The sequence below is a fragment of the Ruminococcus gauvreauii genome (assembly GCF_025151995.1).
GTDB lineage: Bacteria > Bacillota > Clostridia > Lachnospirales > Lachnospiraceae > Ruminococcus_G > Ruminococcus_G gauvreauii.
This window is the reverse complement of record NZ_CP102290.1, coordinates 3,475,071-3,495,984: the sequence shown is the minus strand read 5'-3', so window position 1 is coordinate 3,495,984 and position 20,914 is coordinate 3,475,071. Positions and strand designations below refer to the sequence as shown.

Here is a 20,914-nt window from a genome sequence, read left to right as displayed (position 1 = left end):
ATTATGACTTCCAATTCTCCAATTCTTCCCTCAGACATGCCAGCAGCTCTGTCTCCGGTACTTTTCTTATGATCTCGCCCTTTCTGATCAGAAGGCCTTCCCCTTTTCCGCCGGCAATCCCGATATCCGCCTCTTTCGCCTCACCCGGACCGTTCACGACACATCCCATCACCGCTACTTTAATGTCCAGCGGAATATCCTGAACCATGTTCTCGACGTCGTTGGCAAGTCCGATCAGATCGATCTGCGTCCTTCCGCAGGTCGGACACGACACGACTTCGATCCCGCCTTTTCGAAGACCCAGCGTCTTGAGAATGCATTTTGCCGATTTAATCTCCTCCAGAGGGTCTCCTGTCAGTGAGACACGGACTGTATCCCCGATTCCCTTCGACAGGATGATCGCAAGCCCGGCTGCCGACTTGATATTGCCGGAAAACAGCGTGCCGGCCTCCGTGATCCCCACATGCAGCGGGTATCTCATCTTCTGGACGATCTGTTCATGGGCTCTTGCACACATCATCACATCGGACGATTTAATGCTCACCACAAGATTATCATATCCGAGGTCCTCTATCATATAAATCTTGTCAAGCGCACTCTCCACCAGTCCTTCAGCCGTCACGCCCTGATATTTGTCGACCAGCTCCTTTTCCAGGGAACCGCTGTTCACTCCCACTCTGATAGGGATACTGCGCTCTCTGGCGGCGTTCACGACTTCACGAATCTTATTTCTTCCTCCGATATTTCCCGGATTGATCCGGATCTTATCGGCACCGTTTTCTATCGCAGCGACCGCCAGTTTGTAATCGAAATGTATGTCCGCCACAAGTGGAATCTCGATTTCTTTTTTTATTTCCGCAAGGGCTTTTGCCGCCTCCATCGTCGGTACAGCACTGCGGATAATCTCACAGCCCGCCGCCGTCAGTGCCCGGATCTGTTCCACCGTCGCCTTCACATCCTCGGTCTTTGTGTTTGTCATGGACTGTATCAGGACCGTGTTTCCGCCGCCGATAAAACGGTTTCCGATCTGTATTATCTTCGTTCTCTGCCGATACATGTTCTTTACCTCCCGCTAAAACAAGAGGATGCCGCATCTACTGACAACATCCTCTTTTGTCCCCTACTGCCTGATTTCCAGCAGTTTGCTCTTCAACTGGTTTTCCATACTCTGGAGCTCGGCTTCCGCTGCTCTCCGTTTTTCTCTTCCCTCTGTCTGGATCTTCATCACCTCGTCCAGCGTCGAGATCAGAGATTCATTCGTATGTTTTAAAGTTTCGATATCCACGATGCCGCGCTCAGCCGCTTTTGCACTCTCGATCGTCGCCGTCTTCAGCGTATCTGCGTTCCGTCTCAGGAGTTCGTTCGTCATATCGGTCACTTCCTGCTGCGCTTTCGCCGCCTGTGTCGAGTGTGCCACACCGAGTGCGATCACCATCTGGCTTTTCCAAAGCGGGATCGTATTTACCACGGTCGACTGGATCTTCTCCACCATCACCGTATCGCTGCTCTGCACGAGCCGGATCTGGGGTGCTGTCTGAATGGATATCATACGTGTCAGCTCCAGATCGTGAATCTTTTTCTCAAAACGGCTGCACAGGGATTCCATATCCTTTGCCGCCTGTGCATCCTCCGGCAGCCCGCTCTGTTTTGCCTTCGCCATCAGCAGCGGCAGTTCTTCCCGCTGTACTTTCTGCAGCTTCTTTTTACCTGCCAGAATATACATGGAGAGTTCTTTAAAATATGTCAGATTAAGATCGTACATTTTGTCCAGGATCGCAATATCTTTCATCAGCTGAATCTGATGATCTTCCAGCACCTGGCAGATCTTATTGACATTGACCTCAGCCCTGTCATACTTCACCTTCATCGCAGAAATTTTATTGGAAGTCTTTTTGAACAGTCCCAGAAAGCCTTTTTCCTCCTCCTGCACATCAAAGCTCTTAAGCTCTGTCACAACATTGGTGAGAAGATCTCCCACATCACCCAGGTCCTTGGTCTTTACATTTTCCAGCGCCGTCTCAGAAAAATCCGCCATTTTCTTCTGGGTGGCCGCACCGTACTGGAGGACCGCGTTGGAATTATTCAGGTCGATCTTTTCTGAAAATTCCTCTACCATCTTCCGCTCTTCCTCTGTCAGAACACTGTCATCGAGCGGCTTCTCCTCCTGCGGCTGTACTGCCTGCACAGCAGGTTCCTGCTGATTCTCCGGCACGTCAAAAGTGAGTGTCGGCGTTGTTGTAAATTCTTTAAATTCATCACTCATCGCTGTTATTATTTCCTATCCTTTCGTCGAAGTCGGCATTTTCAGCCCCTCGTCAACCAGTCCTTCCTGTGCCAGCATGGACTTCATCACAGTGATATCCGATGAGATATCCCAGGCCGTATCCTGGAAAAAACGGTCGAGCAGTCTTTCAAATGCCTCGTTGATGGTGTCGAGTGTATCTTCAATTTCTTTTTTGGTCCCGGCAATATTGGCCCCTTCTACAGGCTGTTCATCCAGTTCCTGATAAGCATCGATCAGCTTTGTCGTCGTCGGGAGGTAATAGTTCATAAATTTATGCATCTCCGGCGCGATATCGGGGTCTTTCTCCACCTGCGAAAAGATTTTCGTCATGATCAGTTCCAGCCTTGACAGCTTTTCCGACATCATATCATCCAGGATCGCGTCATTTGCCTGATGGATACGCCGGATATACCGCTGTCCTTCTTCCAGGATCGTGTCACACTCTTCGGAGAGCTTCCTGTTTTCCGGTACCGACCTGCGCTCGGCGGCCGCCGTCTGGCGGCGCTCCAGCTCCTGCTGAGTCGCCAGATACTGCTCATAGTCCTGCTGTGTTACAATCAGGCATGTCTGCTGTTTATCAATGTGTCCCTGCAGGAACATCCCCCTCTGAATCATTGCCCTCACATCTTTTTTGACAAATTCCTTTGATTTTCCAACCGCAGAACTCAGCTCCTGGAAAGAACAGTATCCCCGGTCTCCCAGCTGACGGATATATTTCTTGAACCGCCGGACTCTTCCGTAAGCAGAAGCTCCCACGCTTCCGACGATCATTCCGGCAATCCCGAGTACCGTAAAGATGCCTCCGGTGAGTGTGATCCCAAACGCACCTGTAACGAGTCCCGTTGCCAGAAATGCGAGTGCCATCACGATAAAGATCCCGCCCAGTGAAAATCCCGTCGCCGCCATGACCGGCCCTGAGATCCGGCCCCTTGGTGAGCGCGTAAACAAAGCTGTATTGTAGGGTACGCCGCGTAAAAGCTGCGTACTGTAATTCGCATTTCGGAAGTTCCCCTTGATTTCTTTATTCGGATACCGCTCATAATTCCGGGAATTCTGCGCCTCGTACGCATCCGATGCCTTTCTCATTCCCTGTCTGACACCGTCAACCGCAGAATCCACCGCTTTGTTGATTGTGCTGCTGACTGTCTTATTCAGCTGGCTGAAGTCCTTGGAATCCACAGCAGACTGTACCATATCACGGATCTGCTCCCCCAGTTCTAACCATTCGTTGCTTTTCATGTCTTAGCCTCTCATCGTCTGTGCCTCAGACGGTTTCCTTTTTCCGTTCATATTTTACAAATGTAAATTCCAGATCAAAATACGTCTGTTCATCACTTGTAGCCGTAACTTCCCATTCCGGCATGTCATCCAGATTCGGAAAATGTGTGTCCGCCTCATATGCGAAATTGATTTTGGTCACATGCACGGTATCACAGTACGGAAGCATCATCCGGTAGATACTCTCTCCCCCGATCACATAAATCTCATCATCGCGGTATTGTTTCAGTTCCTCCATCAGTTCTTCATGACTGCGGACAACGACGGCTCCTTTCACCTGAAAATCCGGATTCTGTGTCAGCACAATATTCGTACGGTTCGCAAGCGGCATACCGTTCGGAAAGCTCTCCAGCGTCTTTCTGCCCATCACGACTACTTTTCCGGTCGTCTCCTCACGAAAAAACTTCATGTCAGAGGGAATCGAAACAAGAAGCTTATTGTTGCACCCGATTCCCCAGTTTAAGTCTGCCGACAATATCATATTCATAAGATTTCCCGTCCCTTTCTTTTTCTACACCGCTATCGGAATATTCTTTATCTGCGGTCCCGCTTCATAACCTTCCACGTGAAGATCTGCCACGGTAAAATCATAAAAGTCAGTAATTTCAGGATTCAGCCATACCTTCGGAGCCTCGTAAGCCGGACGTGCGATCAATTCCTTTACAAGCGGTATGTGGCGGTCATATATGTGTGCGTCCGCGATCACATGCAGCAGTTCCCCCGCTTTCATGCCGCAGACCTGTGCGATCATCATAAGAAGCAGTGAATACTGGCATACATTCCAGTTGTTGGCAGCCAGCACATCCTGTGAACGTTGGTTCAGGACTGCGTTCAGCGTCAGCCTGCTGCTCTCTTTTTCCTGCGTCACATTGAACGTCATCGAATATGCGCACGGATAGAGGTTCATCTCATGCAGATCCTGATGCACATAGATATTCGTCATAATGCGCCGGCTGAACGGATTGCTTTTCAGGTCGAACAGGACACGATCCACCTGATCCATCCAGCCTTCTTTATATTCATGCTTTACGCCGAGCTGATATCCGTACGCTTTCCCGATGGAACCGTCTTCATCCGCCCAGCTGTCCCAGATATGACTGTTCAGATCTCTGATATTGTTTGATTTTTTCTGCCAGATCCACAGAATCTCATCAAACGCACTCTTCAATGCCGTCTTCCGCAGCGTGAGCGCCGGAAACTCTTTCGACAAATCGTACCTGTTCACCACGCCAAATCGTTTGATGGTGTATGCCGAAGTTCCGTCCTCCCAGACGGGGCGCACTTTTTCCCCCTCTGTACTGAAACCATTCTCTATAATATCCGTACACATGTCTGTGAATAAATGATCTGCTAAACTCATCATACCGTCCTTTCTGTGTTCCAACTCTTCTTTGATTATAATATACCCCCTGCCCGAATTCAAGTAAAAGGAATCTAAATGAATTTTTGACAGATTTTTGACATCCGGCCGCAGTCGTGCTATAGTGAATGGCATAATTTTGGAGGAATGGAATTTATGAAACGTTTTATAATATTTTTATTGAAGCCCCTTTCTTTTCTCCCCGCCATTATCATGATGTATATCATTTTTACTTTTTCTGCAATGCCGGGGGAAGAGTCCAGCCAGCTCAGCTATAAAGTGAGCTATCAGATCGTAACAGTCGGGGCAAAGATTCTGGATAAGGACCTTTCTGTCAATGGTGTGGACTATTATATTGATAAGATTCACGTTTATGTTCGAAAGCTCGCACATATGGCAGTTTATTTCTGTCTGGCTGTCGCGATTTCCTTTCCGCTGTACGTGTATGGACTGCGGGGATTTCCGCTGCTTATTGTGGCAGGCCTTATCTGTTTCGGCTTCGCATGCACCGACGAGTATCACCAGAGCCTGGTAGCGGGCAGAGGTCCGTCAAAACGGGATGTCGCCATCGACTGTGTCGGCGCATTCTTCGGAATCACGCTGGTCCGTATCGTCTGTTACACTGCGCTGCTGGGCAGCAGTGACGGCAAAAAGAAAAAACACCGGAAAAAGAAGAAGCGCTGACCGATTTACTCTTGACGTTCCTTTTATTCTCTGTCAAAATGTTACTAGTACATATATTTAGTACCAATCATATTTTAAGGAAAGGGAGGTATACATAATGTATATTTCAAAAGATCCTGTACGTGGTTATAATGAATATCTGCGTCTCGACGAAGGCGAAGGAATCAAGGCAATGATGGATGTAGCTCTCCTGCTTATGGAAGAGGGCGATACCTACACATTCCAGGAAACAGAAAAGGAAATGGCATGGATTATGTTTGAGGGAAAAGCCAAAGTTGAATTTGGCGGCAAGACGGTAGAGATGGACCGTCCGAACCCATTCGATTACAATCCTTACTGCCTGCATCTCTGCAAAGGCGATACCTGTACGATCACTGCTCATGCCAGCAGCGTATTCTATGTACAGAAAACATTAAATGACCGCACATTCGAAGCTAAAATGTACATGCCGGAAGATACGGACACCTGGGCACGCGGTGTGGATGAACTCCAGGGAACAACAAGAAGAAATGTAAGAACCTGCTTTGACTATGAAAACGCTCCGTACTCCAACATGGTGCTCGGAGAAGTTGTGAACCTGCCCGGACGCTGGTCAAGCTATCCGCCTCACTGGCATCCGCAACCGGAAGTATACTTCTTCCGTTTCGACAAACCGCAGGGCTACGGCGCCGGATGGGTAAACGGCGATGTTGTGGAGATCGGCCACAACGGACTTGCTGTCATCACAGAAAAACCGCATCCAATGGTTGCATGCCCCGGCTATGCACTGTGCTACACATGGGGAATCCGCCATATCGACGGCGATCCGTGGGTAAAAACACGTATCGACGACGAGACACATGCATGGATGCTCGACCCGAATGCCGAGATCTGGGACGGATCTAATATGTAATTCGATGGTTAAAACGGCTTTTTCGGACAGGAAGATGCACAGTAAATAATACAGCCGCAGCACATAACTGTTCCCGGTTATGCCGCTGCGGCTCTTTTATTACAAAAACACATAAATGATTATTCGGTTTTTTCTCCGTCCTGTGCCGTCTGCTCTTCCTGGTTTTCAGCTGCCGAATCTTCCAGCGCTTCTGCCGTCTGCTCCTCAAGAGTTTCCACAGTCTCTTCTTCCTGGACTTCTTCTGCCTGGGCAGCCTCTTCGGCCTGCTGCTTACTGACCATCTTCATGCCGCGGACACCCCACACCATCAGGATTACACCAATTATGATAAAAGCGACTGCGCAAACTGACACCAGTACGCTGTGCCCCCCTGTTTCTCCATTCATTACGGCGCGCAGAATGCTGTAAGACAGGTAACACAGATATGCCCCCGCCACCGTACGCAGAATGTACGAAAACTTTTCATTTCCACCTTGCATAATGTACCTTCCTTTGTAATTAGTCGATGGTAATCATTATACCTGTTTTTCTGAAGTTTGTAAATCTCTATTTGCGCAGGTGTGACATGTTTAAATCTGTCTAAATCAGATCCAGAAGTTCTTCCAGATGCAGGATCACCTGATCGGCACCGGCCGCCAGAAATGTCTCTCTGACTTTGTCTTCGCGCTGCCTGCGCTCCTCTGAATCCAACGTCTCATACTCCTGCCGTGTAAGCCCCATCTCAGAACTGCCGCTGATTACGCCAACCGTCCAAACGCCGGCATGCTTTCCCTCTCTGATATCGGATACCGTATCTCCGGCCTTTACGACATTTCTGACGTCTGTGAGACCGAGCGCCTCCATATTTCGAAAGATCATATAGGGGTATGGCCGTCCTTTCTGACCTGTGGAATCCGGAGTAAACCACACATCCGGCTCGTATCCCCTGCTCTTGGCAGCCGGTGCGACCACCCTCATCATCTCATCCGTGTAGCCTGTGGTAGAACCGATGGCGATCCCTCTCGCACGCAGCTCCTCCGTCAGCTGTGTGACGCCCGGTTTCGGCACTGCAAAATCCTGCAGGATTCCAAACAGTTTTTCCTCAAACAGCCCATACATGGCCTGTGCATGCTCATCACCGGGAGCGTCCCCGTGCTTCAAAACCCACTCCTGTCTGATCCTCGGCATCGCGAGCATCGTGCGTATATGATCGATCTTCAGCATGCCCATTGGCTGACGTACCTCATCCATTGTCGGATCTACTCCGTAATGCCTGAACACTTCCACGAATGCCTGGACAGGTGCAAAACACCCGTAGTCAACCGTCGTTCCAGCCCAGTCAAAAATTATCCCTTCCAGTCTACCGTTCATTCTCTTTCACCTCCAGAAATTCTCTTATAATGCTGCACAGGCTGTCGATATCAGCTCTGTAAATCTCGCCGATATTTCCGATCCGGAATGTATCCGCCTCTGTCACCTTGCCCGGGTAAATGGCATACCCCCGTTCTTTTACGTACTGATACATTTCTGAGAAAGAAAAGTTACAGTCTTCAGGATAGAGAAATGTGGTGATGATTGGTCCCTGATACTTGTTTCTGATATACGGTTCGAATCCCATCTCCTCCATTTTTTCAATGAGCAGCCGGTTATTGTCTGCATACCGCCTGCTTCTGGCGGGTATTCCGCCTTCCGCTTCCAGCTCTTCCATCGCCTTCGCAAAAGCCAGCACCGTATGTGTCGGTGAAGTAAATCTCCATTTCCCGTCCACATTCATTGTCTTCCACTGGTCATACAGATCAAGTGAAAGACTCCTGGCCTTTCCTGCACTTTCTTCCAGCAGGTCCTTCCTTGCTATGATAAATGAAAATCCCGGCACGCCCTGGATACATTTATTCGCGCTGCTGATCAAAAAGTCGATTCCCCAGTCTTCCACCGGAATATCCACTCCGCCGAAGCTGCTCATGGCGTCTGCGATCATGACTTTTCCCGCGTCTTTTACGACTTTTGCGACCTCCTCGATATCATTCAGGATCCCTGACGTCGTCTCACTGTGCACCATGGCCACGTGCGTCAGCTCAGGATGATCCGCTAGGATCTTTCTGACTTTGCCTGCATCCGGAATACGGTTATAATCTTCCATATAGACTTCATGCCGGATGCCTGCGTGTGATGCAATCTCTATCATGCGTTCCCCGTATGCACCGTTGGTCACAATCAGCAGTTCTTCGTCTGCTCCAATGACACTTGTAAGCACAGATTCCACGCCAAAACTTCCGCTTCCCTGCATCAGCACCGCCGTATACGTCTCCGGCGAAACGTGGGCCAGCCTTAACAGTCCGCTTCTGATCTTCTGTGTAATCTGTTTATAGTCGTCATCCCAGGTACAATGATCAAACATCATTTCTTTTTTTACGGTCTCCGTTGTTGTCAGCGGTCCCGGTGTCAGTAACTTGTAATTTTTCATCATTTTTCTCCCCGTATTGTCTATTTGCAGCTCTCGGACAATTCCTGATGCTCTTTCAGCAGATCAACTGTCAGCGTTTCGTCAAATACTTTCGGATTGCCGGATTTATTCCGGCTGTCTGTCGTCTCACCTTCATAAATAGCGATCGGATAATATGTGAGCAGTTCTTCTCTGGCATTTTTAATGATGCACTCCGCCATCTCCATCGCTTTTGGATTCGTCTTATCGCCTTTGTCCACGACAGCCACCGACTCTGTCAGTGAAAAGTTTCCTTCTTTGGGGTCTGCAAAATCGATCGGAAGCCCTTCTTCTTTGTCGGCAACCGCCTGCTGTCTCAGACCGAAACCAATCGCCACTTCCCCCGCACGTACTTTTTTCAGCGGTCCTGACCCGGATTCCTCGATATGCGGACCGGCGTTGTCGTAAATTCCTGTCAGCACCTCTTTTGCTCCGTCCTCCCCGTACTCCGATACCAGTGCCTGGATCAGCAGCCAGGCTGTCGATGATGATGAAATATCTGTTACAGAGATCATATCCTTATATTCCGGGTTGGCAAGGTCCCTGATCGACTCCGGCGCCGCAAGGTTATTCTCCTCCATCATCTCCGTGTTGAGAATGATCGTGCCCTCCTGCGCAGTGATCGGAGCACAGTATGCCGGATATTCCTCCAGTGTCTCCACATCAAAGGCCAGGTCCATAAACATCTGATTCTGCTCACTTGCACTGTCAACGTAAAATGTACTCATGGTCACGAGATCAGACTCGATGTCTGTCCCCTCCGCCAGCAGTTTTCCGCCCAGCTCTGAGGTCCCGAATGTCTGCAGGATGTACTGTCCCTCATAACCATTTTCATCCAGCGCGTGTTTCATACACTCTACTGCTTCATCGTCTGCATTGGAATAGATGACTACCTGATCGTCCGCGGACTTCCCGCAGCCCGTCATAGAAAGTACCGATACGCCAAGTGTCAGTGTGAGCATTCCCGTCATAACCTTTTTCGGTTTCGTGAATTTAAACATTCTCAGATTCTCCTTGTTTTCTGTTAATTTTGCAAGTCTGCCGAACAGCCATTTGCCGACGGCATTTGTCACCAGTATCAGCAGCGACAGCACAAATATCTCGTTAAATTTGTTATAATACTGCAGTTCTTTGATTTTCGTTGTGATGACCATGGTTCTGGCTCCCGCGATAAAGATTACGGCACTGATCGTCACCATGGCATTGACAAAGTAATAACTGAAGACTTCCAGCAGCGTAGACAGGGCATTCGGCGTCACCACTCTCACGACTGTTTTGGTCCAGCTGTCCCCCATCAGCATCGCTGTCGTCTCCCAGGATGCATTCATTTTGACCAGGGAATTCTTCATCATCAGGTACGGCGTCGAGAAAAAATGTACGACGTTGCAGACAACGATAATTCCGAACGTATTCTGTATAAAGCTTCCTGAAAAGCTGAACAGATAGGCGAGGCCGAGCACCATGCCCGGAATGGTGTTTGTCACCAGTGCGATACCCTCTATGATGCTTTTCATCCTTTTCCCCAGCGTACTTCTGGCCGTGATAAGCGCCGCTCCGTAAGCGATCAGTGTCCCCGCTGCCGCAGTGACCAAAGCCACCGCGACGGAGTTCGTATAAACACCGGACAGCGCACTGTCGGAGAATACCGCCTTAAAGTGTTCCAGCGTAAAGTTCGTATCATACGGCCAGTCTCCCACGAACGGTATCACAAAGATAACCGCAAAGATTGACATGACACTGAGCATGATAACCCCACTTACAACTGCGAAGAACGTATCTCTGCTCCTGTTTCGTTTCAGTTCGACTTCGGATATCCTGTTATAACGGATATTATACTTTTCAAGGAAACGAAGCACCGCAATGCTCACGGCGGAAGGTATCAGCATCACCAGTGCAACCACGGCACCTCTGCCAAAATCCGGCACGCTTCCCAGCATCTCACTGTACAGCACACTTGAAATTACCTGGAATTCGCCGCCGACCGACGCTGGTATTCCGAAATCCGTAAAGCACAGGAAAAAAGTCTGAATAAAGGATGCCGCCAGTGTCCCGAGCAAGGGCCGAAGGACGGTTACACGAAACATCCGAAACGCAGAGTCGTTCATGATCCTGGAAACGACCATAAATTTTTTATCGATATAGCCCATCGTATTGTTCAGAAGCATGAAGGAAATCGGCAGCGTATAGATAACGTAACCGAGGAGCAGTCCGTTGAACCCGTATATCTCGAACAGCTGTCTTCCGAACAGGCGGCTTAACAGCCCCTGCCTGCCGAAAGAATAAATGATGGCAAAACCATACGTGATGGTCGGCAGCAGCATCGGAAGCACCGCAGTCCGCTCGATCAGTTTCTTGTAACGCCTGCCCAGGTTGGTATAATGCACGGTGTAAGCAAGGATAAATGCCAGACACGTTGTCAGCACCGCACTCACAGAAGATACCAGAAAACTGTTTCCGAGCGCAGTCATAAAACCTTTCTTCATCAATACCGACTGATAATTGCTGACCCCGGCTCCCGCATCCGTCAGAAATGATTTCAGCAGCAGCCTTGCGATCGGCACTGCCAGAAAGATCAGAAAGATCACAGTCAGCACCGTAAAAATAATTTTCAGTTCCCGTCTCTTTGTTTTCTGCATGACGTTCCCCCGCTAAAAAGCCTGCGCAGGATTACTCCGGACAGAAAACAGGGAATAGATATTATTTTTTTTGATCTCCAGCTGATTCAGGATAAACGTCTTTACAAAACTGTTCTTCGGCTCTGCGATGATTTCTTCCGGTTTTCCGTACTGGGAGATAGCCCCGTCATTGACGATCATCACACGGTCGGACAGTGTCAGAGCTTCCTCCGGGTCATGAGTCACGATAATAGTCGTCAAGTCAAATTCCCTGGCAATCATCCTGATCCTGTCCTTGATTGACTCCTTGATCACACCGTCCAGTGCGCTCAAGGGTTCATCCATCAGCAGAATCTTCGGCTTCATCACCATCGTCCGGGCGAGTGCCACCCTCTGCTTCTGTCCGCCCGACAGCTGATCAATCCGTTTTTCCAGATGTCCCCCAAGCTCCAGCAGGGAAATCAGTTCATCTACCTCCTCCTTCGTAGAAACGTTCGGTTTGTTTCTCAGTCCGTATGTAATGTTTTTGTATACATTGTAATTCGGAAACAATGCATAATCCTGAAATACAATATTGAATCCGCGCTGCTCCATGGGAACATCCGTGATATCCTCTCCGTTAAACAGAATCGTTCCTTCATCTGCATCCGTGATCCCTAGAATCAGATTTAACAGTGTCGTCTTTCCGCACCCTGAAGGTCCCAGAATTGACACGATCTCACCGTCTGCGACCTCCATGCTGATATCTTCCAATATGGTAACCTTATCATAAGATTTTTTTACATGTTTTAATTCAAGCATACCTGATCCATTCTCCTTTTCTTTCCAATCGTTTTTCAACTGCAATGCCGTCATTATATCAGCCTGAATTTTTGCAGGCTATCAAGTACAGCTCAATTCTTTGTAAAAAAAATGTAAACAAAAAAAGCTGTGCAGTATTTTAAAAGTCACTGCACAGCTTTTTATCGTTTCAGGAGACCGCGAACTGACTCCTGTACAGTTTCGCGTAACTCCCGTCCTTCTCCAGCAGAGTCTCATGATCTCCCGTCTCGATGATCTTACCATCTTTCATCACGAGTATCATGTCTGCCGTCCTGATCGTGGACAGCCTGTGTGCCACGATAAAACTAGTACGTCCCTTCATCAGCTCCTCAAACGCCTTCTGGATTCGGATCTCCGTCATGGTATCAATCGATGAAGTCGCCTCATCCAGAATCAGCATGGTCGGATCCATCAGCATGACCCGCGCGATACAAAGCAGCTGCTTCTGCCCCTGTGAGATACTGCCGCCCTCCTCCGTCACATACGTCTCATACCCGTCTTTCATCCTTTTGATGAAGCTGTGGGCATGCGCCCGTTTCGCAGCCGCAATCACCTCATCCCTCGTCGCCTCGGGTTTTCCGTATGCGATATTTTCCAGAATCGTACCGGACTTCAGCCAGGTATCCTGAAGCACCATTCCAAAGTTGCTGCGCAGGCTGCTGCGGGTGATCTTATCGATCGGATAACCGCTGACTCTGATCTCCCCGCTCTGAATATCATAAAAGCGCATCAGCAGATTAATCAGTGTCGTCTTTCCGCATCCAGTCGGACCGACGATGGCGATCCGCTGCCCCGGACGTACAGACAGGTTCAAGTCCGTGATCAGAGGCACATCCGGCCGGTAAGAGAAAGCCGCATGTTCGAATGCAACCGTACCGTCTGCCGGATCAAGCACCGCGGCGTCCGGCGCATCCGGCTTCTCGGATGACTCATCCAGCAGTTCAAAGATCCGCCGCGCCGATGCGAGTGCGTTCTGAAGCTCTGTGATCACACCGGAAATCTCATTGAACGGCTTCGTATACTGGTTGGCATAGTTCAGAAAACAGGACAGCTGTCCGACGGACAGATTTCCTTTGATCGCAGAGAGCGCGCCGAAGATACCAACTCCCGTATAGACAAGGCTGTTGATAAATCTGGTGGAAGGATTCGTGATGGATGAAAAAAAGGTAGCTCTCACGCCGCACCGGTTCAGATGCTGATTAATCTCGTCAAATCGTTCCCCCGCGCGTTCTTCATAGGAAAACGCCTTAACAACCTTCTGATTGCCGACCATCTCTTCCACGAGTGACGTGAGTGTTCCCCGCGCCTCTGACTGTTCTCGGAACATTGCAAATGTCCGTTTTGCGATGAAATTCGCCACAAAAATGGAGAGCGGCGTGATCACAACGACAACGAATGTTATCTTAACATTGATCGAGAGCATAAAGCCAAAAGTCGCGACGATCGTCATAATCCCAGTGAACAGCTGTGTAAATCCCATCAGGAGTCCGTCTGCAAACTGGTCTACATCTGTGGAGATACGGCTGATCATATCTCCGGGCTGATTCCGGTCGAGATATGCCAGCGGGAGTTTCTGCATATGGTCGAATGCATTATCGCGGAGACTCTGGACGATCTCATACGTAATATGATTCGTCACCAGTCCCATCAGCCACTGAGACAGTGCCGTCACTCCCACGATGACGGCCAGTTTCACCACGATGGCTGTCAGCCCGGAAAACACCACATTTTCCTTTCCGATCAGATAATCCACACCATTTCCGATCAGCACAGGCGCATAGAGCGTTGTCATAACCGTCACGGTAGCCAGGGTCAGGGTCAGGAGTATCCAGGCGCCATACGGCCGGATCAGTCTCAGGACCCTTTTCGCTGTTTCTCTGCTCGTCATAACCCCGCCACCTCCTCTTTCGAAAACTGGGACAGGCAGATCTCCCGGTAAACCTCACACGTCTTCAGCAGCTCCTGGTGTGTCCCTTTTCCAACCATTCTCCCGTCATCCAACACGAGAATACAGTCCGCGTTTTTAACGGTGGCAGCTCTCTGCGATACCAAAAAAACGGTGGCATCCCCCGTATCCCGGCGGATAGCCGCCCGAAGCGCTGCATCCGTAGCAAAGTCAAGTGCCGATGCGCTGTCATCCAGTATCAGAATGTCCGGCTTTCCGACGAATGCCCTTGCAATCGTAAGCCGCTGCCTCTGACCGCCGGAAAAATTTTTGCCCCCCGCTGCCACCACAGTATCGAGTCCCTCCGGCTTTTCGCTGACAAATTCTTTTGCCTGTGCCGTCGTCAGGGCCTCATCCATCTCCTGCTGTGTGGCATCATCTTTTCCCCATCTCAGATTCTCCCGGATCGTCCCTGCAAACAGCATGGTTTTCTGGGGTACGATACCGATTTTTTTGCGGAGCTGTGAAAACGGATACCGCTTCACATCGACACCGTCCACCAGAACTCTTCCTTCTCCACAGTCATAAAATCTCGGAATCAGCTGAACCAGCGTCGATTTCCCGGAGCCCGTTCCTCCGATGATACCGATAGTCTCGCCCCGCCCCGCTGCAAATGAGATATCTGTAAGCGACGGCTCTTTCGCGTGATGATACGTAAAAGTCACGTGATCAAAGACGACCCGCGGGCTGTCCTTTTTTCCGGTCTGTTCTTCATTCCCCGTATCCGTCATGGTCGTCCTGCAGGCAAACACCTCATTCACGCGTACAGCGCTCGCAGTTGCCCTCATCACGGTTACAATCAGGTTTGCCAGTGCCACAAGAGCCAGCAGGATCTGCATCATATAATTCACCAGTGCGATCACTTCGCCCTGTGTGATAACTCCCTCGTACACCTGGCGGCTTCCGGCGAGCAGAATACAGATGATCGCAAGATTGACCAGCACATACGTGGCAGGGTTCATCATTGCCGAGATGCGCCCTGCCGCAAGCTGGGTTTTTTTCAGGTACTCTGTCGTCTCCTGAAACTGCCGGATTTCCTCATCCTGTCTTGAAAACGCCCGCACCACACGTGAACCCACATAGTTTTCCCGCGTCAGGAGCACAACACGATCCAGTATATTCTGTGCCTTTCGGTATATCGGAACCGTCAGCCTGACCGCCAGAAAAATGGCCAGTCCGATCAGAGGAATCGCCGCCAGAAAAATCAGAGTCAGGCGCGGGCTGATCGTAAATGCCATAACGACCGCGCCGATCACAATAAACGGTGCACGTGAAAACAGACGCAGAAGCAGGTTTACCCCATTCTGCACCTGATTCACATCACTCGTCATCCTGGTGATCAGAGTCGAGGTTCCGATCGTATCCAGTTCCTGATAGGAAAAGCGGTTGATATGAGCATACAGATCTGTGCGCAGTTCTGTTGCAAATCCAAGCGCCGCCTTCGCCGCAAAATACTGTGCCGTCAGGGAACAGGTCAGTCCCAGCACTCCCAGCCCTACCAGCACCAGACACATCTTCCAGATATATCCCTGATCTCCGGTTTTGATGCCGATGTCAATGATATTTGCCATCACAATCGGCACGATCAGCTCAAAACTGGCCTCCAGCATCTTAAAAAGCGGGCCTACGATCGCCTGCAGTTTATAATGCCTCAGGTATTTTACTAACTTTCCCATAGCTTTTTCCCTATTCTTTAAAGTCTACCGTATACGGCACTGATGCCGCGGATCCTGTCAGCCAGTTCATCTGTGAACTGCCCTTTCTGCAGTCTCCACTTCCAGTTGTTTCCAAGCGTGGACGGCACATTAATCCGTGCCTCTGTTCCCAGGCAGAGATAATCCTGCATCGGAATGACTGCTCTTTCGGCAACACTGCCGAGTGCCAGACGAATCAGTGCCCAGACCATCTTTTCCATATCATCTTCTTCCAGATCGAGATACGCCTTCGTATAATTTCTGGTATGCTCTCCCATGGACTCGATCCATCCAACAAGCGTGTCATTATCATGTGTTCCCGTATACACGATGCTATTCTGTACAAAATTATGCGGCAGATAAAGACAGTCTGCTCCGTCATCAAATGCAAACTCCAGCACCTTCATTCCGGGGTATCCGGTATCCTTGACAAGCTGAAGGACACTGTCTGTCAGAAAACCCAGGTCTTCAGCGATGACGCTCAGATTGTCCACTTTTTCTTTGAGTGCATGAAACAGTTCCAGACCCGGTCCTTTTTCCCAGTGTCCGAATTCCGCAGTCTCGTTTCCGAAGGGTACCGAATAGTACTCGTCAAATCCACGGAAATGGTCGACGCGGACCACATCGTACAGGCGCAGACTGTGCTGCATCCTCTGTACCCACCAGCTGTATCCGGTTTCCCTGTGATACTCCCAGCTATACAGCGGATTACCCCAGAGCTGTCCCTTTGGCGCAAAATAGTCCGGCGGACAGCCCGCCACGGCAACCGGCTGATTGTGTTCATCAAACTGGAACAGCAGGGGATTGGCCCATGCGTCTGAGCTGTCAAAGGCCACATAGATCGGCATATCCCCAATGATCTGAATGCCTTTATCGTTCGCATATCGTTTTAGCTTATCCCATTGAGTATAGAATTTATACTGTTTAAACCTGTAATACTGTATTTCAGATGCAAGCTCTTCACGAATCGCCTGAACCGCGCTTGGCTGCCGGTCTCTCAGTTCTTCCTCCCACTCTGTCCAGCTCCTGCCTTCGCGGCTGTCCTTGATCGCCATGTACAGTGCATAATCCTCCAGCCAATATCCGTTGCTTCGCGTAAATTCCCCAAAATCATCGTCCGGAACAAACCTCTCGTACGCTTTTCTCAGCAGAACATTGCGCGCATCAAACACCTTGTCATAGTCTATATATGCGGGATGGGTTCCATACGTAAACGCATCACACTCCGCTTCCGTCAGAAGCCCCTCCTCGATCAGTGTCTCGAGGTTGATGAAATACGGGTTGCCGGCATACGTGGAAAAAGACTGGTACGGAGAATCGCCGTACCCGGTCGGGCCCAGCGGCAGGATCTGCCAGATTTTCTGTCCCGCCCTATCAAGCTGATCTACGAATTCATACGCTTCCTTTGAAAAACTGCCGATACCGTATTTCGACGGCAGCGATGCAACCGGCAGCAAAATACCACTACTTCTCATCTGTTCTCTCCATTTTCCAACTGTTTTTTCATATATTTGCAGACGTCCGAAAAGACTTTCCGCTTATCTCTCTCATTTAAAATTTCATGGCGCATCCCCGGATATAATTTTCCCTTTACGTTCCGGTAACCCGCCAGCCGCATCGATATCAGCGCTTTCTTAAATTTCCTGACACTCCCGATACACGGATCGTCTCCTCCTCCGATAAATAATACGGGCAGATCGGGCCTGCTGCACTTCCAGCCCTTTTCAGAATATACTTCGCTCATCAGTTCAAACAGCGCAAGGTACGCGTCATCCGTAAATACAAATCCACATTCCGGTGAACGTTCATATTCCAGATAAACATCCCTGTCAGAACAGATCCAGGCATACCGGTTCTTTTCCCCGGCAAACCGTCCGGCAAATCCCCCGAAGGAAAGAAATTCGATCAGACGGCTTTTGTGGCGGTCCCCAAATATAAATTTTTCCAAATGAGCCACACATTTTCCCAGTCCCAGCATCGGATTTTCTGAAGGTGATCCTGAGAGGATCAGCATATCCAGTCCGCTGTCATACTGTTTGGTGTATGCGCGTGCAATCAGTGAACCCATGCTGTGGCCAAACAGAATAAACGGAAGATCCGGGAATCGTTTTTTGCAGAGCATCGTGATCTGATACGTATCTTCAACCAGCGCCCGGCCTCCGCCTCCATACATATAGCCGAGGTCCCCTTTCTTCTTCACGCTGTTTCCGTGTCCGCGATGGTCATGTATCACCGCAGCAAATCCCTGAAGATTCAGATATTCCATAAAAGGCAGATACCGCTCCTTGTGTTCACTCATTCCATGGCATATCTGCACGACCCCGCGCGGTATCCCCGCCGGCACCCCGATTATCACATCCAGCAGCAGCCCGTCTGTCCCGGACCGCACTTTCTGTACTTCCATTCCCATGAGTCATTCCCCTTTCGTTATCTTCATCATCCCAGACGCTCCAGCACTGTGCGTACCAGCTTCTGAAAGGTATCGGTAACACGCGCTGATACTTCCTGTACCTCCTCGTGTGAAAGAGGTCTGTCTGTCATGCCGCACGCCAGATTCGTGATGCAGGAAATTCCGCAGATTTTCATGCCCATATGGTTGGCCGCGACAGCCTCGCATGCCGTACTCATTCCGACTGCATCAGCGCCCAGTATCCGGCACATCTTCACCTCGTGAGGTGACTCGTAATTCGGTCCGGGGAGCTGAATGTAAACCCCTTCCTTCAATGCGATCCCCAGTTCATCTGCACATGCTTTCACCAGATTTCTAAGCGTACGGTCATATATTTCACTCATATCCGGAAAACGTTCTCCGAGTTCTTCCATGTTTTCTCCACGCAGCACAGACGGCACAAAGGATGCGATCTGATCCGTGATCAGCATCAGGTTTCCACCCGCAAACTCCGTATTCAGACCGCCCGCCGCATTCGTGAGCAGCAGCGTATCCGCACCGAGAAGTTTCATCACACGGATGGGTAATACCACATCCTGAATCGTATACCCTTCATAATAGTGTACCCGGCCCTGCATCACGACCACCGGAAGGCTTCCCACATATCCGAACACAAACTGTCCCGCATGTCCCGGCACGCTGGAAATCGGAAAACCGGGAATCTCCCGGTACGGCAAAACTGCCTTTACATCGATGTTCCGCGCGAAATCACCGAGGCCGCTCCCCAGCACAACCGCTGCTCTCGGTATGAAATCCACCCGTCTCTGAATTACATCCACACATCGTCTGATACGTTCAAATTCCTTCTGCATAGTTTCGTTTCCTCCTGTTTACATTGATTCCCACAGGCTGCGGGACTTTGACTTACGGAGATAAAATCAGGGACAGAGGAAATTTACTTTCCTTCCATCCCCAGATTCTATTATCCATTATTCTTAAAAAATTTAACCAGAATGATCATAGAAATTACGATAACTACGATATAAATGATGCCGGCAATCGCTGAATTGCCGAAAAACAACAGCAGGAATTCCGCCAGAAGCCAGATTCCGGTCACATAACTGAGCTGTCTGCCCAGCTTTTTCTCTTCCTCCGGAGTCCTGGTTTTCGTTGAGTTCTTGGACTTCAGCATAAAAGATCCATTTCCTGTAAACAGCAAAACCGTGATCACTGCAAGTGCCACTATCAGGAAGATCTCAAAAGACCTGCTGAATAATATTGAAGTTGCTACCATCGTACGTCTCCTTTGTAATGAATACTATATTTTTTGATACCAGGGTCAAAAAGCATGACTTGGGGACCCGCAAAACATGAGAAAGTAGCCCGAGCAGGGCGGATTTCGAATGTTTTCAGAATTGTGGCAGCACATTGTGCGGAACAATCCGTGGTATCATGGGGTCAAAGAAACTTTTGACCCCAACATTATTATTTTTTAAATATAGCACAATTTCATTTTTCTGTCTACTGCATATAATCCTTGCAGATGTATGCCGTTGAGCCCTGATAAGAGATCTGATACCAGTTTCTGATCTCTCCTGTAATAGTTACGGTGTCACCCTGCTCCAGGCTGCCCAGAATCGAGCTTGCTGTATTCGGACCGCTTCTCACATATGCGGGTGAACTGCACACACCGTCCCTGTTCAGCGATGTCACATCCTCCGGTGCGACAGGTGCCGGTTCCGGGGTGGCTTCCGGTGTCGGTTCAGGCGTGGCTTCCGGTGTCGGCTCAGGCGTTGCTTCCGGTGTCGGCTCAGGCGTTGCCTCGGGCGTCAGCTCAGGCGTGGCTTCCGGTGTTGGAAAAGAGGTCACCTCCGGTGTCACAATCTCATCATCTGCCGCTTTTGTCTCCTCAGGCTGCAGCACTTCATCCGGTGTCCACTCGAAACCGTATACCGACTTTTTGATTCCCTCAAGCGTCTGCTGATCGTCACTGAGCACCATCGCACTCGCAAGATAAACATCATCGCCCAGTATCGTTCCGTATAACACGCCGTACGTATACGTAGATTTCTTATCCGTATAACGGATGACCGCCTTATATGATTTCATGGAAGAGATCTGATTTTTTTCAAATTCCTCCACCTCGTATCCTTCACTTATATACCCTTCCGCATCCAGGATTTTTTCCAGGTCCTTTTCCTCCTCCGGGAACATCTCCTCCCCCGCGTTTGCCGTATGTGAAATCATGATCAGCCCGTCCACGGAAGTAAAAATATGCAGGTCATTGCTCTCCTCGTCTGTCGACCAGGTATCATCCGGCAGATAGATCACCATATTTTCATCTTTGGATACGTACTTCTGGGGTTCAGCCGCTGAAACGGATGCTGTCCCTTCCCCTTTATCCTTACATCCGGTAACGATTGCTGCCATGCAACCAACCATCAGAGCAGCCAACACAACCTTCCTGCTTCGTCTCATCATAAATACTCT

Annotated in this window: 19 protein-coding genes; 2 read left to right on the top strand and 17 right to left on the bottom strand. The window is 49.7% G+C overall.

Annotated elements, in window-relative coordinates:
* Position 1: 1 nt before the first annotated feature.
* The 5 genes from ispG to thyA all read right to left on the bottom strand — a co-directional run bounded on the left by ispG (position 2) and on the right by thyA (position 4,922).
* Complete coding sequence (gene ispG / locus NQ502_RS16480; RefSeq protein WP_028527301.1) at positions 2-1,057, bottom strand: flavodoxin-dependent (E)-4-hydroxy-3-methylbut-2-enyl-diphosphate synthase; 1,056 nt, start codon at positions 1,055-1,057, stop codon at positions 2-4.
* Positions 1,058-1,120: 63 nt separating this feature from the next.
* Positions 1,121-2,263 (bottom strand): toxic anion resistance protein, encoded by a 1,143-nt coding sequence (locus NQ502_RS16475; protein ID WP_028527302.1) that lies wholly within the window; start codon positions 2,261-2,263, stop codon positions 1,121-1,123.
* Between the two features lie 15 nt (positions 2,264-2,278).
* Positions 2,279-3,523, bottom strand: a complete 1,245-nt coding sequence (locus NQ502_RS16470) for a 5-bromo-4-chloroindolyl phosphate hydrolysis family protein (protein ID WP_028527303.1) — start codon at positions 3,521-3,523, stop codon at positions 2,279-2,281.
* Positions 3,524-3,548: 25 nt separating this feature from the next.
* Entirely contained in the window at positions 3,549-4,049 is a 501-nt protein-coding gene (locus NQ502_RS16465; protein ID WP_028527304.1) for a dihydrofolate reductase, read from the bottom strand.
* A 24-nt stretch (positions 4,050-4,073) separates the two neighbouring features.
* Positions 4,074-4,922, bottom strand: a complete 849-nt coding sequence (thyA, locus tag NQ502_RS16460; protein ID WP_028527305.1) for a thymidylate synthase — start codon at positions 4,920-4,922, stop codon at positions 4,074-4,076.
* A 156-nt stretch (positions 4,923-5,078) separates the two neighbouring features.
* Here thyA and NQ502_RS16455 point away from each other — a divergent pair, with 156 nt between their 5' ends.
* Both NQ502_RS16455 and NQ502_RS16450 read left to right on the top strand, forming a co-directional pair.
* On the top strand, positions 5,079-5,606 hold the full coding sequence (locus tag NQ502_RS16455; RefSeq protein ID WP_044982925.1) for a VanZ family protein: 528 nt from the start codon (positions 5,079-5,081) through the stop codon (positions 5,604-5,606).
* Between the two features lie 97 nt (positions 5,607-5,703).
* Positions 5,704-6,498: a 5-deoxy-glucuronate isomerase gene (locus tag NQ502_RS16450; RefSeq protein WP_028527307.1), complete on the top strand. Its 795-nt coding sequence runs from the start codon at positions 5,704-5,706 to the stop codon at positions 6,496-6,498.
* A 119-nt stretch (positions 6,499-6,617) separates the two neighbouring features.
* Here the strand turns inward: NQ502_RS16450 and NQ502_RS16445 are convergent, their stop codons facing one another.
* From NQ502_RS16445 to NQ502_RS16390, 12 genes are all read right to left on the bottom strand, one after another.
* Entirely contained in the window at positions 6,618-6,977 is a 360-nt protein-coding gene (locus tag NQ502_RS16445) for a hypothetical protein (RefSeq protein WP_028527308.1), read from the bottom strand.
* 100 nt (positions 6,978-7,077) lie between these two features.
* Positions 7,078-7,848, bottom strand: coding sequence for a phosphonoacetaldehyde hydrolase (phnX, locus tag NQ502_RS16440; RefSeq protein WP_028527309.1), 771 nt, complete (start codon positions 7,846-7,848; stop codon positions 7,078-7,080).
* Positions 7,838-8,941 (bottom strand): 2-aminoethylphosphonate--pyruvate transaminase, encoded by a 1,104-nt coding sequence (gene phnW, locus NQ502_RS16435; RefSeq protein WP_028527310.1) that lies wholly within the window; start codon positions 8,939-8,941, stop codon positions 7,838-7,840. Before phnW ends, phnX begins: the two co-directional genes overlap by 11 nt.
* Positions 8,942-8,961: 20 nt before the next feature.
* The gene (locus NQ502_RS16430; protein ID WP_028527311.1) at positions 8,962-11,595 is read right to left on the bottom strand and encodes an extracellular solute-binding protein; all 2,634 of its coding nucleotides are present in this window, start codon (positions 11,593-11,595) and stop codon (positions 8,962-8,964) included.
* 12 nt (positions 11,596-11,607) lie between these two features.
* Positions 11,608-12,375 (bottom strand): ABC transporter ATP-binding protein, encoded by a 768-nt coding sequence (locus NQ502_RS16425; RefSeq protein ID WP_028527312.1) that lies wholly within the window; start codon positions 12,373-12,375, stop codon positions 11,608-11,610.
* Positions 12,376-12,544: 169 nt separating this feature from the next.
* Positions 12,545-14,284 carry an ABC transporter ATP-binding protein gene (locus NQ502_RS16420; protein ID WP_028527313.1) on the bottom strand — a complete coding sequence of 580 codons (1,740 nt, stop codon included), beginning with the start codon at positions 14,282-14,284 and terminating at the stop codon, positions 12,545-12,547.
* Positions 14,281-16,017 carry an ABC transporter ATP-binding protein gene (locus tag NQ502_RS16415; RefSeq protein WP_028527314.1) on the bottom strand — a complete coding sequence of 579 codons (1,737 nt, stop codon included), beginning with the start codon at positions 16,015-16,017 and terminating at the stop codon, positions 14,281-14,283. The genes NQ502_RS16420 and NQ502_RS16415 overlap by 4 nt, the downstream gene beginning before the upstream one ends.
* A gap of 17 nt (positions 16,018-16,034) precedes the next feature.
* Positions 16,035-17,510 (bottom strand): 4-alpha-glucanotransferase, encoded by a 1,476-nt coding sequence (malQ, locus tag NQ502_RS16410; protein WP_028527315.1) that lies wholly within the window; start codon positions 17,508-17,510, stop codon positions 16,035-16,037.
* Entirely contained in the window at positions 17,507-18,445 is a 939-nt protein-coding gene (locus NQ502_RS16405; protein WP_028527316.1) for an alpha/beta fold hydrolase, read from the bottom strand. The genes malQ and NQ502_RS16405 overlap by 4 nt, the downstream gene beginning before the upstream one ends.
* Positions 18,446-18,471: 26 nt before the next feature.
* Positions 18,472-19,296 carry a purine-nucleoside phosphorylase gene (locus NQ502_RS16400; protein WP_028527317.1) on the bottom strand — a complete coding sequence of 275 codons (825 nt, stop codon included), beginning with the start codon at positions 19,294-19,296 and terminating at the stop codon, positions 18,472-18,474.
* Between the two features lie 110 nt (positions 19,297-19,406).
* A complete protein-coding gene (locus NQ502_RS16395) occupies positions 19,407-19,718 on the bottom strand; it encodes a hypothetical protein (RefSeq protein WP_028527318.1) in 312 nt (103 codons plus the stop codon).
* A 227-nt stretch (positions 19,719-19,945) separates the two neighbouring features.
* Positions 19,946-20,905, bottom strand: coding sequence for an SH3 domain-containing protein (locus tag NQ502_RS16390; RefSeq protein WP_028527319.1), 960 nt, complete (start codon positions 20,903-20,905; stop codon positions 19,946-19,948).
* Positions 20,906-20,914 lie beyond the last annotated feature (9 nt).

What these genes read in the sequence shown, in the direction of transcription:
- ispG (WP_028527301.1), bottom strand. Translation starts at nt 1,057, where the DNA reads ATGTATCGGCAGAGAACGAAGATAATACAGATCGGAAACCGTTTTATC.
- NQ502_RS16475 (WP_028527302.1), bottom strand. Translation starts at nt 2,263, where the DNA reads ATGAGTGATGAATTTAAAGAATTTACAACAACGCCGACACTCACTTTT.
- NQ502_RS16470 (WP_028527303.1), bottom strand. Translation starts at nt 3,523, where the DNA reads ATGAAAAGCAACGAATGGTTAGAACTGGGGGAGCAGATCCGTGATATG.
- NQ502_RS16465 (WP_028527304.1), bottom strand. Translation starts at nt 4,049, where the DNA reads ATGAATATGATATTGTCGGCAGACTTAAACTGGGGAATCGGGTGCAAC.
- thyA (WP_028527305.1), bottom strand. Translation starts at nt 4,922, where the DNA reads ATGAGTTTAGCAGATCATTTATTCACAGACATGTGTACGGATATTATA.
- NQ502_RS16455 (WP_044982925.1), top strand. Translation starts at nt 5,079, where the DNA reads ATGAAACGTTTTATAATATTTTTATTGAAGCCCCTTTCTTTTCTCCCC.
- NQ502_RS16450 (WP_028527307.1), top strand. Translation starts at nt 5,704, where the DNA reads ATGTATATTTCAAAAGATCCTGTACGTGGTTATAATGAATATCTGCGT.
- NQ502_RS16445 (WP_028527308.1), bottom strand. Translation starts at nt 6,977, where the DNA reads ATGCAAGGTGGAAATGAAAAGTTTTCGTACATTCTGCGTACGGTGGCG.
- phnX (WP_028527309.1), bottom strand. Translation starts at nt 7,848, where the DNA reads ATGAACGGTAGACTGGAAGGGATAATTTTTGACTGGGCTGGAACGACG.
- phnW (WP_028527310.1), bottom strand. Translation starts at nt 8,941, where the DNA reads ATGAAAAATTACAAGTTACTGACACCGGGACCGCTGACAACAACGGAG.
- NQ502_RS16430 (WP_028527311.1), bottom strand. Translation starts at nt 11,595, where the DNA reads ATGCAGAAAACAAAGAGACGGGAACTGAAAATTATTTTTACGGTGCTG.
- NQ502_RS16425 (WP_028527312.1), bottom strand. Translation starts at nt 12,375, where the DNA reads ATGCTTGAATTAAAACATGTAAAAAAATCTTATGATAAGGTTACCATA.
- NQ502_RS16420 (WP_028527313.1), bottom strand. Translation starts at nt 14,284, where the DNA reads ATGACGAGCAGAGAAACAGCGAAAAGGGTCCTGAGACTGATCCGGCCG.
- NQ502_RS16415 (WP_028527314.1), bottom strand. Translation starts at nt 16,017, where the DNA reads ATGGGAAAGTTAGTAAAATACCTGAGGCATTATAAACTGCAGGCGATC.
- malQ (WP_028527315.1), bottom strand. Translation starts at nt 17,510, where the DNA reads ATGAGAAGTAGTGGTATTTTGCTGCCGGTTGCATCGCTGCCGTCGAAA.
- NQ502_RS16405 (WP_028527316.1), bottom strand. Translation starts at nt 18,445, where the DNA reads ATGGGAATGGAAGTACAGAAAGTGCGGTCCGGGACAGACGGGCTGCTG.
- NQ502_RS16400 (WP_028527317.1), bottom strand. Translation starts at nt 19,296, where the DNA reads ATGCAGAAGGAATTTGAACGTATCAGACGATGTGTGGATGTAATTCAG.
- NQ502_RS16395 (WP_028527318.1), bottom strand. Translation starts at nt 19,718, where the DNA reads ATGGTAGCAACTTCAATATTATTCAGCAGGTCTTTTGAGATCTTCCTG.
- NQ502_RS16390 (WP_028527319.1), bottom strand. Translation starts at nt 20,905, where the DNA reads ATGATGAGACGAAGCAGGAAGGTTGTGTTGGCTGCTCTGATGGTTGGT.